This is a genomic window from Rhodanobacter sp. UC4443_H10 (assembly GCF_052978325.1).
Map to the genome: position 1 here is coordinate 1,353,011 of NZ_CM129668.1, position 11,895 is coordinate 1,364,905.

Here is an 11,895-nt window from a genome sequence, read left to right on the forward strand (position 1 = left end):
ATGCAATGGGTCACACGAGAACGCCCCAAGATTGATCGGATCGCCTGTCCTTGGCTGATCGCCCGATTCATCGACACGGCGCCAGAGTTTGTGTACGTGCCGACTGACCAGGTATTTGCGGTCGCTGAGGCGACCGGCGCCATCCCTTACGACATTCCGGGTGCCGAACTGTCCCACGAGGGAGAGTTCTGCAGCTTCGATGCCTTTCTCAAACGCTATGCACTCGATGATCCCGCCTTGCAACAACTTGCTGTCATCGTGCGTGGCGCGGACACCTCACGCCTCGATCTGACGTCTCAGTCCGCCGGGCTGTACGCGATCTCGCTGGGATTGTCGCGGGTGTTCGAGGACGACCACGATATGCTGCGCCACGGGCTGGTGATCTACGACGCGTTGTATGCCTGGTGCAAGAAGGGCCAGGGCGAAACGCATCGCTGGCCACCCGGCGCTTGATCGTCATCGGGATAGACGGAGTATTTATGAGCATGTCGATCTTGCTTCGCCGGGTCGGATCGTTGGTGGCTCTCCTGTGCACGGCCACGGCCTGTGCCAGTCCGGCCGGCGCCAGCAGCTTGCCGCTCACTCAGGTTGCCGATGTGCCCCTCGGTGGCGAAACCACGCGTCTGGACTACGAAAGCTACGATCCAGCACGGCACCTGTTGTTCATTGCGCATCTCGGCGATAGCGCGGTGATCGTGTTCGACACGCAGACACAGCGGGTAGTGACGCGAATCCCTGACATCAGCAAGGTCCACGGCGTGCTGGTGATCCCGGAGCTCGGGCGGGTCTATGCGTCGGCCACGGGCACCAACGAAGTAGTTGCGATCGACGAGGACAGCCTGAAGATCCTGGCGCGTGCGCCGGCTGGTGTGTATCCGGATGGCATGGCTTATGTCCCCGATCTGCACAAGCTCTACGTTTCCGACGAACACGGCGCGACCGATACGGTGATCGACGTGCGCACGAACCAGCGGGTGGCGACCATCCCGCTCGGTGGCGAAGTCGGTAATACCCAATACGATCCCGTCTCCAAACACGTCTTCGCCAACGTGCAGACCCGCAGGCAGTTGGTCGAGATCGACCCGGCAACCGACAAGGTGATCGCTCGCATCGATCTACCCGGTGCAAAGGGCAATCACGGCCTGCAGATCGTGCCGCAACAGCGGCTCGCGTTCATCGCCTGCGAGGACAACCACAAACTGCTCGTGCTGGATCTGACGAGTCGCCGCGTCACGGCCTCCTTCGAGGTCGGCGACGATCCGGACGTGCTGGCCTACGATGCCGGCAAGGGCTGGCTGTATGTCGCCAGCGAATCAGGCGTGGTCTCGCTGTTCTCCGTGGCCAAGGCCACTGTGACGAAGCTCGGCGAGGGCATGCTTGGACCGCACGCGCACGTGGTCGCCGTCGATCCGGACACCCATCTTGCTTACTTTCCCCTCAAGGACCTGCAGGGACATACCGCACTGCGCATCATGCAGCCGCTTCCTTAATAGCCGCCGACCCGAGACGGCCACCAACGAAAACTCCGAAGCCACGAAGAATCCGTTGGCCGCCACCAGTACCAACACCGAAAGCACGCCAATCACGTCAGACACTATGGCGGTCTCCATCAAACAAGAGGCTCCTGCCGTCGCTGTCAGTCGGTGCCCATCAACGTCGTACCCTGCGCATGTATTGCGCAGGGTACGACAGCTGCATAGGCCGGATATCGGTTATTGCCGGATTACCGCTTCTTTGTCGGCGGGTGCAGTCTCGGCGTCACAGCGTGCTTTCAGAGCCTTGATGTCGGGGACCGAAACGTCATTGGAATAACGCTGAACATCGGCCAGCTCGGTGCAGGTGGCGGGCTTGGCCTTCTTCGCGGTGACGGGGGCCTGCGCGGCTTCATGCAGACGGGGATCGTGAGCCAGTGCTGTCATGGAAGCCACCGATGCACACGTGGCAACAGCAATCAACAAAGAACGAAAAATCATTGCAGCATCTCCTGATGGATGAAGGCGGCGTTTTCGCCGCAGTTGGAACATGCAGGACAGTGTCGTCTCGCCGTACGACGGCTCAGGACTGCCCCGGTCGGTACAACTTTTCCTGGAAGCCCGTGACTTCGATCCGAACGGTCACGGGCGCGGTCCCGCGATTTTCCCAGTACCAGCCATGGCTGCCGTCGAAGGGGGCGACAAAGGTGCCGGCCCCCTCGCGCTGGGCTTGTTCGACCCAATAGCTGGTCCAGGCATTTTTCACGCCGCTTCGCTCGCCATGCATGTCGACAGCCACCTCACCGGTGGCCGTCCAGTGGAACACGGCACCATCGCCGGACTTCAGCAGGGCCTTGACCTCGGTACCCTTGCCGGGCAGCAGCTCGACCGTGAGCGTGTCATGGCGGATCGGCACGCCGCTCTGGTCAATAGCTTGCGTGTCGAAGGTCTGGCCGGCATTCACACCAAAGGCGGCCGCTGCCTTGGCGGCCTCTCCGGTATCGTCGGCATGGCTGTTTGATGGTGTCGGCATGCCCGTGGCAGCAGGCACCGCAGGCTCCGCGGCTTCGGCGGTTTCAGCCAGTACGTTGAGGCCGAGGCGTTTGCCCATGCCGGTGGGGTCGATGCCGTACTCGGCCGGCAGAACGGTGGTAACCAGCAGAGCACCGGCCACGACGATGGCCACGGCAGTGGCCTTCAGCAGCCGGCGCGTAGTGGGCAAGGGATGCGATGGGATAGTGGACATGGAAGCCTCGGTCAGGAAACGAAATAGCCGGTGAGTTGGTAGCCAGTCAGCATGAAGCCGGCGGTCATGAGCACGGTATTGGCCGCAAAGGCCTGACGTGAAAAAGCGGTGCTGCGACGCCAGAATCCCATCGCGATCAGGATGGCGCTCAGGGCCAGCAACTGGCCGAGTTCGACGCCCACGTTGAACGCGAGGATGTTCGCCACCAGCCCGTCGCGGGACAGTTCAAAATCCTGCAGCTTGGTGGCCAGGCCGAAGCCATGGAAGAAGCCGAAGATCAGCACCGCGGCCTTGGTGTTGGGCTGGAATCCGAACCAGCGCTTGAAGGCCCCGAGGTTGTCCAGCGCCTTGTAGACGACCGACAAGCCGATGATCGCGTCAACCAAGTAGGCGTTGACGTGGAGGCCACCCAACACCCCGAGCAGGAGCGTGACGCTGTGGCCGACGGCGAACAGCGTCACGTAGGCTCCCACCTCGCGCACGCGGTACAGGAAGAACACCACCCCGAACAGGAACAGCAGATGGTCGTAGCCGGTGACCATGTGCTTGGCACCCAGGTAGATGAAGATGAGCAGTTGACGGCCGCTGCTCTGTTCGAGAAACGCCTTGTCACCGCCGGTGACGCCATGCGCCGAAGCGACGCCCACTGCCACCAATGCGAGGAACAGCACCAGCAGCCCGCGCCAACCTACGGCCAGGCCGAGCAGCCTCGCAGGTAATGAAGGGATCAAGGCAATCTCCGTAATGGGTTTGGGTTGGACATAAATCCTCATGGCGAGACGCCTGCTGTCGGCGTGGTTCGATCGTCGCGGTGCACCAGTCGGTACAGCGCCGGCAGCACCAGCAAAGTCAGCAGCGTTGACGACAGGATGCCGCCGATCACCACCGTGGCCAGCGGACGCTGCACCTCGGCACCGGTGCCGACGTTCAGTGCCATCGGCACGAAGCCGAGCGACGCCACCAGCGCCGTCATCAGCACCGGCCGCAGACGGGTCAGCGCACCTTCGCGAATGGCACCATCGAGATCCATGCCGTCGTCGAGCAGGCGGCGGATGAACGACACCAGCACCACGCCGTTGAGCACCGCCACACCCGACAGCGCGATGAAGCCCACGCCGGCGGAAATGGAGAACGGGATGTCGCGCAGCCATAGCGCGAGGACACCGCCGGTCAGCGCCAGCGGCACGCCACTGAAGATCACCGCGGCGTCCCGGCCCGAACCAAAGGCCATGAACAGCAGACCGAAAATCATCAGCAGCACGATCGGCACCACCACCTGCAGGCGCTGGCTGGCCGACATCAGCTGTTCGAAGGTACCGCCATAATTGATCCAGTAGCCTTCCGGCAGCGTGACCTCCGCGGCCACGGTGTCGCGCAGTTCCTCCACGAACGAGCCCAGGTCGCGATCGCGCACGTTGGCGGTGATCACCACCCGCCGCTTGCCGCTTTCGCGGCTGATCTGGTTAGGCCCGGTGGACAGTTCGATATGCGCCACTTCGCCCAACGGCACCGTGGTCGGGGCGGTCGGGTCGTCACGTGGTGGCAACGGTATCGGCAAGGCACTCAGGCTCTCCAGTCGGCTGCGCTGCGCCTCCGGCAGGCGCACTACGATGTCGATGCGCCGATCACCCTCGAACACCTGACCGGCGGGCCCACCGCCCATCGCGATGGACACCGTGTCCTGCACGTCGGCGATCGCCAGCCCATAGCGGGCGAGCGCGGCGCGGTCGGGCAGGATCGTCAACAACGGCAGGCCGGTGGATTGTTCCAGCTTGACGTCGGCCGCACCGGCGACGCCAGCGGCTACTTTCTCCACCCGCTCGCCCAAGTCCACCAGCGTGTCGAGGTCGTCGCCGAAGACCTTGATCGCCACCTCCGCGCGCACGCCGGCGATCAGCTCGTTCATACGCATTTGTACCGGCTGGGTGAACTCGTAATTGTTGCCGGGTATGGCACGCACCGCCGCGTCCATCTCACGCACCAACTCGGTCTTGGGCTTGCGTGGATCGGGCCAGTCCTTGCGATCCTTCATGATGATGAAAGTGTCGGCGACGGACGGCGGCATAGGATCGGTGGCTACCTCGGCGGTGCCGAGCTTGGCGAACACGCGATCGACTTCGGGGAACTGCTTGATGCGCGCTTCCAGGTGTAGCTGCATGCCGATCGCCTGGGTCAGGCTGGTACCGGGAATGCGCAGCGCGTGCAGCGCGATGTCGCCTTCGTCCAGATCGGGGATGAACTCGGCACCAAGCCGGCCGGCCAGCAGTCCGGCCGCGACCACCAGCACGGCCGCAACGGCCACCACCGCCACTCGCCATGCGACCACCTGCTCCAGCAGCGGCGCGTAGACACGGCGAAATCCCTGCATCACGCGATTTTCTTTTTCGGCCACGCGGCCGGTCACGAACATCGCCACCGCCGCTGGCACGAAGGTCAGCGACAAGACCATCGACGCGGTGATCGCGATCACCACAGTGAACGCCATCGGATGGAACATCTTTCCCTCGACGCCTTCGAGGCTGAAGATCGGCAGGTACACGGCGGCGATGATGAACAGGCCAAACAGGCTTGGCTTGATGACCTCGGTGGTGGCGCTGGCCGCCAATGCGAAGCGCTCGTCCCGACTCAGTACACGGCCCAGGCGTTGCTGCGCCTCGCCAAAGCGGCGCAGGCAGTTCTCCACGATGATCACGGCGCCATCGACGATCAGACCGAAGTCGAGTGCGCCCAGACTCATCAGGTTGCCGGAGATCCGATTGCTGACCATGCCGGTGATCGTCATCAGCATGGTCAGCGGAATCACCGCCGCGGTGATCAGCGCCGCGCGCAAGTTGCCCAGCAGGAGGAACAGCACCGCGATCACCAGCAGGGCGCCCTCGATCAGGTTCTTCTGCACGGTGGCGATCGCGCGATCGACCAGCTGCGTGCGGTCATAGACCGCGCGTGCCCTCACCCCGGCAGGCAGGTTTTTGTTGATGTTCTTCAGCTCGGCGGCGGCGCGCTGGGCCACAGCGCGGCTGTTCTCGCCGATCAACATGAAGACGGTCCCGAGCACGGCTTCGTGACCGTTCTCGGTCGCCGCGCCGGTGCGCAATTCCTCGCCTTCGACTACCTCCGCCACATCGCGTACGCGCAGCGCCACACCGTCTTTCTGCTTGACCACGACTTCGCGCAAACCGTCGAGATCGGCAATCTGCCCCGGTACGCGGATCAGGTACTGCTCACCGAAACGCTCGATGTAACCGGCGCCGACGTTCGCGTTGTTGCGTTCCAGCGCCTGTTGCACTTCCACCAAGCTCAGTCCGTAGGCGGCCAGCTTCGACGGATCGGGCGTGACGTGGAATTGGCGGACAAAGCCGCCGACCGTGTTCACCTCGGTAACCCCGGCAAGGTTGCGCAACTGCGGACGGATCACCCAGTCCTGCAGCGAACGCAGGTCCGTCGGCGTCCATGGCTGACCATCGGCACGCCGCGCGTCCGGATCGGCTTCGACCATGTACATGAAAATTTCGCCCAGGCCGGTGGCCACCGGTCCCAGCGTCGGCTCGACACCGGCCGGCAGCCGCGAGCTGACTTCCTTCAGACGCTCGGCCACCTGCTGCCGGGCGAAATACACATCGGTGCCGTCCTCGAACACCGCGGTGATCTGGGACAGCCCGTAACGGGCAATCGAGCGCGTCTGCTGCAGATGCGGCAGACCAGCCAGCGCCGTCTCGATCGGATAACTCAGGCGCTGCTCCGCTTCCAGTGGCGAGTAGCCGGGCGCTTCGGTGTTGATCTGCACCTGGACATTGGTGATGTCGGGCACGGCGTCGATCGGCAGTTGCGCATAGTTCCACACGCCCAGCGCACCCAACCCCAGGGCCAGGATGAGCACCAGAAAGCGGTGCGCGATCGCGGTACGTACAAGTCGTTCAAGCATGCGGGCGTCCTCAGTGGTCGTGGCTGGCGCCGGACTTTTCGATGTCCGCGCGGATGAGGAAGCTCTGCTCGCTCACGTAGGCCGTGCCAGGCTTGAGACCGCCGAGCACCTCGACCGAGGTGTCGTCGCGATCGCCCAGTTCCAGCATGCGCACCTCGTAGGTGTCGCCGACCTGGGCAAACACCACGGTGAAGTCGCGAAAGCGCTGCAGGCCGGAGATCTTCACGGCCAACGGCACCTCCCGCTCGGCGACAGTGACACCGCCGACCACCGCCATACCCGGACGCCAGGCGCTGTCCTTGTTGGGGATCTGCGCACGGGCCACCACGCTCATGCCCGCGTTGGTGACCGGCACCAGGGCGTCGATCCGGGTCGCCAACGCCTCACCGCCACTGGCCGGGCGCACATTCACCGTTTGCCCCGGTCGCAAGCGGTCGGCATCGCGCCCGACCGCATTGAGTTCGATCCAGACCGAGGACAGGTCGGCGATTTCGAACAGCGGCGTCTCGCCGGCGACGTCGCCGACGTTCGTGTTGCGCGCCAGCACCAGGCCGTCCAGCGGCGCGATGACCGCGTAGCTGCGCATGCTGTCGTTGCCTTCCACCGTGGCCAGTGTCTGCCCGCGGCGCACGTGATCGCCCAGGTTCACCGGTACCGCGCGGACAATGCCCGGGAAGCGCGCGCGCACCTGTGCCTGGCGGCCGCGGTCGATCGCCACGTGCCCCATCAGCGGCAGTACGTCGCGGATCGTGGCCGGGCCGGCGGTGGCGGTTTTTACGCCCGAGGCTGCCGCGGTCGCGGCGGGGATCGTGACGCGCCCTTCGTACGATGCGTAGTTCCACACGGATGTCTTGCCGTCGTGGACGGCGCTGACCTTGACGTCGAACGAATGCGGCTCGACCACCGTGTTGCTGGCGACCAGCGCATCGCCTTCGGGGCGGAACGTGAAGCGGGTGGTTTCACCATCCAGGCGCTTGACCTCGACCGCCGGCTGCAGCGTGTTCGGCGGCAATGGCTTGCCGTCGCGATAGCCATACAGGCGGAACTCCGGTGGCACGCCGGTTTCGTAGACAGTGACTTCGAGCGCGAACGCACCGTCGCGCAGCAAACGGCCGTTGTGCGGGCCACGTTCGAACGCGTCGGCAGCCGCATGGGCGCCTTCGGCCGGGTTCTGCGCCGCACGATCGCTGCAGGCACCGAGGGCAAACGAGGTGACGATCAGCAGCGCCAGGGCGGCGCGCTTGAGGTGAGCGGTTTTCATGGGGACGAAACTCCGGCAGTGACCGTCATCCGTTCGATGTCGGTCAACAAGGTGTGGTAACGGACGGCGGCGTCGATCTGGGTGTTGCGCAGTTCGAGCAGCGTGCGCTGGGCCTGCGACAACGCGACAAAGCTGAAGCGTCCGGCCTCGAAACCCTTGCGGGTCAATGCCAGCGCGGCTTCGGCTTTCGGGATCATGCGGTCGCGATGCGCCTCGAAGGCAGTACGTGCGTGGACCAGTTCCTGGTACGTCGAGAACAGCCGCTGGCGCACGTCCATCTGCTGCGCCTGCGCGCGTGCGTCGGTCGCCTCGGTCTCGGCCACGGACTGGGCCACGCTCAGCGCCGAACGTCCGGCGCTTCCCAGTGGCAGCGAGACGCCGGCGATCAGCGCCGTGTCGTTGAATGTCGACAACCGCCGCACACCGACGTGCCATGTGACGTCCGGCGTGGCACTGGCGGCGGCCACGCGTTCGCGCGCCTGCGCTGCGCGTGTATCCAGCGCGAGAGCACGCAAGGTCGGGTTCTCGGGAAGGCGCGCAACCAAGGTTTCATACGACGGTAGCGCCGGCAGCTCGAACAGGTTGCCGGCCGCCGCGTCGAAATCGGGCTCGACGGTATTCCACAAGGCAGAGAGCGACACCCTGGCGCTGGCCAATTCGTGCGACGCGTGCTCCACCTCGATGTCAGCCCGCTCCTCGGCGATCTGCATCAGGTTGAGATCTGATTCCGGACTGCGGCCGGCCTGCACCCAGCGATGCACGGTCGCGGTCAGCTCGCGCGCGAGGGCGAGATCCTGCGCCGCCACGCTGGTACGCGCCTGATCGGCGAGCACTTCGACAAAACGCCGGGCTGTCTCGGTAGCCAGCTCCAGACGAGTCTGGTCGATCGCATTGCGCGACCGCTCGATGTCGATGGCGCCCACCGCCCGGCGTGCGTCGCGTTTGCCGCCTCGCTCAAAGACGCGGCCCAGTCGCACCGTGGTTTCGGCGGCATGAATGCCCGATACCGCTCCGGTACCGCCCACATTCTCCACATCCGCCCCGACCACCCAGGGTGGAGTCAGCCCGGCGAGATCCGCCTGCCGTTCGGCGGCGACGACCGTCTGGTCACCGGCACGAACGGCCGGGTTGTGCGCGAGCGCACGAGTTACCGCTTGCGGTAACGAAAGAGCCTCGCCCGCGACCGCAGGCGTGCCAAATCCGCCTGCCAATAGCAGGAGGCACCAATAACGTAAAGAAAGCACGAGGTTCTCCCATCGAATGCACAGTCAACGAGTTCAGGCCGCAGTGCGGCCGTCGGGACGTTGCCGTCAGACGATGGGAGGGCGGTGCAAGGGTGTCAGTGGGCCATCAGAGGTCGACGCATCGCGCCCGGATGGGCATGTACCACCCGGGATGGCCAGCTGGCACAGGTCGGCGAGCGTTGCCGGCAGCGTCGCCACCACCCCGGCCAGGTAATGCACATGGGGGTATGGCGCATCCGGGAACGAGGTGGCCGGCTCGTCGGCCTCATCGAAATGATCGTGATCATGGTCGACCGACACATCGGCAGTGAGCGCCGGGACCGTCTCATGCGCCCGGTCATGGCTATGCGCAACCCATTTCGGCATCGAGGCAAAGGTCATGATCGCCAGCAAACACAGCAACGCCCCGCGCACCACCATGGCATGGCGGTGTTGCAGTCGGCGAATGGTGCGAAGGGTCGGCATGATTCGTAACTATGCGCAGGCTGGCCGGCAAAGGCAACCCGCCGATGCCATTCCACGACGGGTGAGACGCAAGGCGCGCTCCGAGGATAGGTTGTCAGTGGGCATAGGCGCTCAGCCCATGCCAGCCCAGATACGCGGTATACAAGCCCACCAGAACGATCAGCCCACTGGAGAAGTAAGGGGCTCGGCGGGCCAACGTTCCAAATCCGCTCCACCGCCGGCTGGCCTGCCGCATGCTCAGCGCGGCCACCGTGCCCGCCAATACCATCGTCAGTGCCAGGCCGATGCTGAAACACAGCACCAGGACGATACCCAAGCTCACCTGCTTGAGCTGCAAACAGAGCAGCAGCACAGTGATCGAGGCTGGACAGGGAATCAGTCCACCGGTCAAACCGAACATCACGATCTGCCCGGTGGTGACGTCCTTGTTGTGGAAGCGACGCTTGATGTCGTTCGCGTGCGCCAGTTCATGGGCATCCTGGTATCCCGGCGCGGTCAGATCCAGTGCGATGTCGTCATGGTGGTGACCGTGATCGGCAGCTTCCTCGAACTGGACATCGAAGTCATGCACATGGCCGTGCGACAGACGCAGACGCGCAGTGAAGGTATGCGGTTCGGGAATGGCGTCGATGGATTCGAGCCCATCGCCCTTGACGGCGAACCGGAACGTGGCACGACTCCCATCGGACCGCGTGGTCTCCACCGAGACTTCCTCTGGCGACGGCGAGGCGGTGGGTTTCTCGTGCGCCTCAAAGCGCAGGCGGAATCGCGGCGGCCCCTCGTGCTCATCGATTTCCAGCCAGGCGATCCCATGATGACCGGTCTCGATGCGCCGGCTTTCATCGTGAGCGTGATGGTCATGGCCGCCGTGATCGTGGTCGTGCTCATGCGCCATCTCGCGCTGATGCTCGCGGTACGTGCGGCGAAGCATCCACACGGCCACGCCGATAATGACCACGGCCGAGACCAGCTGAAAGTAGGGCTCATACCGCTCGGCGTCGATCTGGCCACCCAGATGCAGGCCGACCAGCGCAATGGTCCACACGATGGCCGTGTGCGAAAGCGTTGCCGACAATCCCAGAAGAATCGCTTGGGGCACCGTGCCACGGATGGCCACAATGAACGCGGCCATCATGGTCTTGGAATGGCCGGGCTCCAGTCCGTGCAGGGCACCGAGCAGGATCGCGCTGGGAATGAAGAGCCAGGCATGGCCGGCTCCCTGCTGGAGAAGTTCAGCAAACGGGGTCATGGACAGGGCGTCTCTCAGAGGTACTTGGACATTTCCTTGAACTCTTCAAGCACCGCCCGCGAAGTGGTGGCGATGCCTTCGTCCAGGCAATGGTCGATGTGATCGTGGATGAAGGTCTTCTTTGCTTGCACGATGGCTTTCTCGACAGCCTTCAGCTGCATGGCCACCTCCGTGCAGGCACGCTCCTCCTCGATCATCACCACAATCGAGTTGAGTTGCCCGATCGCCCGGCGCAATCGCTTGAGGATGTCCGGGTGGGTGGTGTGGGCGTTGCGCGAGGTGTGACTCATGGCGATACCATACCCCCCCTGGGTATATCATGGCAACGAGATTGACGGGAGCACCGGCCCACACGGCAGGCACTCTGTTTAGCCCACTGCACGATCACTCTTGTCGAGTACCGCCATGCCATGGATCATCACCAAATACCTCATCACCGCAGCCATCGTGGTGGCCGTGTCTGAGTTGGCCAAGCGCAGCGATCGCCTCGGCGCGCTGCTGGCGTCGCTTCCGCTGGTGACACTGCTTGCGTTGACGTGGCTCTATCTGGACAAGCAGCCCGCGGAGAAGATTGCGAACCACGCCTGGTATACGTTCTGGTATGTCGTACCGACGCTGCCGATGTTCTTGATCTTTCCGCGCCTGTTTTCCCGTTTTGGCTTCTGGCCGGCACTGGCGTTGAGTGCGCTCATCACCGTGGTGTGCTTCGGCATTTTTGCGCTCGTCCTCAAACCCTTCGGGATCAAGCTGCTCTAATCCTGTTTTCCTGGCTGCGGCGAGTCGTAGTGCGCCGCTACGGATTGGATTGACAGCCGGCAATCATGTGTCGATGTCGCAACAGTCGTGCGGTCGGCATCGAATGCCGAGGCGACTGCACCCGCCCAGCAGAACTCGCCATGAGCACCATATCGATGGTTTGAAATACGTGCCGCACGTTTTGCATTGATACCGCGGGATGGGCTGGCGGTTGTGCTTGGCCGCCGGTAGCCTTTCTTCCGATAGGAGTTCGGCAGCGGATGGTGGTGGGCCGCGCAGG

12 protein-coding genes are annotated in these 11,895 nt (G+C 64.0%); 3 read left to right on the forward strand and 9 right to left on the reverse strand.

The window, feature by feature from the left end; all coding sequences use genetic code 11:
• Together ACVCMB_RS06480 and ACVCMB_RS06485 are read left to right on the forward strand one after the other, a co-directional pair.
• Complete coding sequence (locus ACVCMB_RS06480) at positions 1 to 453, forward strand: chromate resistance protein ChrB domain-containing protein (protein WP_447106455.1); 453 nt, start codon at positions 1 to 3, stop codon at positions 451 to 453.
• Positions 454 to 479: 26 nt separating this feature from the next.
• Positions 480 to 1,490 carry a hypothetical protein gene (locus ACVCMB_RS06485; protein WP_447106456.1) on the forward strand — a complete coding sequence of 337 codons (1,011 nt, stop codon included), beginning with the start codon at positions 480 to 482 and terminating at the stop codon, positions 1,488 to 1,490.
• Between the two features lie 222 nt (positions 1,491 to 1,712).
• On the opposite strand, the gene ACVCMB_RS06490 is transcribed toward ACVCMB_RS06485, so the two are convergent.
• The 9 genes from ACVCMB_RS06490 to ACVCMB_RS06530 form a co-directional block, all read right to left on the reverse strand.
• Entirely contained in the window at positions 1,713 to 1,973 is a 261-nt protein-coding gene (locus ACVCMB_RS06490; RefSeq protein ID WP_447106457.1) for a hypothetical protein, read from the reverse strand.
• Positions 1,974 to 2,055: 82 nt separating this feature from the next.
• The gene (locus tag ACVCMB_RS06495) at positions 2,056 to 2,718 is read right to left on the reverse strand and encodes a hypothetical protein (RefSeq protein WP_447106458.1); all 663 of its coding nucleotides are present in this window, start codon (positions 2,716 to 2,718) and stop codon (positions 2,056 to 2,058) included.
• 11 nt (positions 2,719 to 2,729) lie between these two features.
• Positions 2,730 to 3,491, reverse strand: coding sequence for a HupE/UreJ family protein (locus ACVCMB_RS06500; RefSeq protein WP_447106459.1), 762 nt, complete (start codon positions 3,489 to 3,491; stop codon positions 2,730 to 2,732).
• Positions 3,488 to 6,640: an efflux RND transporter permease subunit gene (locus ACVCMB_RS06505; RefSeq protein ID WP_447106460.1), complete on the reverse strand. Its 3,153-nt coding sequence runs from the start codon at positions 6,638 to 6,640 to the stop codon at positions 3,488 to 3,490. Before ACVCMB_RS06505 ends, ACVCMB_RS06500 begins: the two co-directional genes overlap by 4 nt.
• 10 nt (positions 6,641 to 6,650) lie before the next feature.
• On the reverse strand, positions 6,651 to 7,901 hold the full coding sequence (locus ACVCMB_RS06510; RefSeq protein WP_447106461.1) for an efflux RND transporter periplasmic adaptor subunit: 1,251 nt from the start codon (positions 7,899 to 7,901) through the stop codon (positions 6,651 to 6,653).
• Positions 7,898 to 9,145, reverse strand: coding sequence for a TolC family protein (locus ACVCMB_RS06515; protein WP_447106462.1), 1,248 nt, complete (start codon positions 9,143 to 9,145; stop codon positions 7,898 to 7,900). The genes ACVCMB_RS06510 and ACVCMB_RS06515 overlap by 4 nt, the downstream gene beginning before the upstream one ends.
• Positions 9,146 to 9,211: 66 nt before the next feature.
• Complete coding sequence (locus ACVCMB_RS06520) at positions 9,212 to 9,610, reverse strand: hypothetical protein (protein WP_447106463.1); 399 nt, start codon at positions 9,608 to 9,610, stop codon at positions 9,212 to 9,214.
• A gap of 94 nt (positions 9,611 to 9,704) precedes the next feature.
• Positions 9,705 to 10,859 carry a nickel/cobalt efflux transporter gene (locus ACVCMB_RS06525; protein WP_447106464.1) on the reverse strand — a complete coding sequence of 385 codons (1,155 nt, stop codon included), beginning with the start codon at positions 10,857 to 10,859 and terminating at the stop codon, positions 9,705 to 9,707.
• A 14-nt stretch (positions 10,860 to 10,873) separates the two neighbouring features.
• Positions 10,874 to 11,149 (reverse strand): metal-sensing transcriptional repressor, encoded by a 276-nt coding sequence (locus ACVCMB_RS06530; RefSeq protein ID WP_447106465.1) that lies wholly within the window; start codon positions 11,147 to 11,149, stop codon positions 10,874 to 10,876.
• Positions 11,150 to 11,264: 115 nt separating this feature from the next.
• Between ACVCMB_RS06530 and ACVCMB_RS06535 the strand changes: the two genes are divergently transcribed.
• On the forward strand, positions 11,265 to 11,615 hold the full coding sequence (locus ACVCMB_RS06535; protein ID WP_447106466.1) for a DUF3147 family protein: 351 nt from the start codon (positions 11,265 to 11,267) through the stop codon (positions 11,613 to 11,615).
• The last annotated feature ends 280 nt before the right edge of the window (positions 11,616 to 11,895 follow it).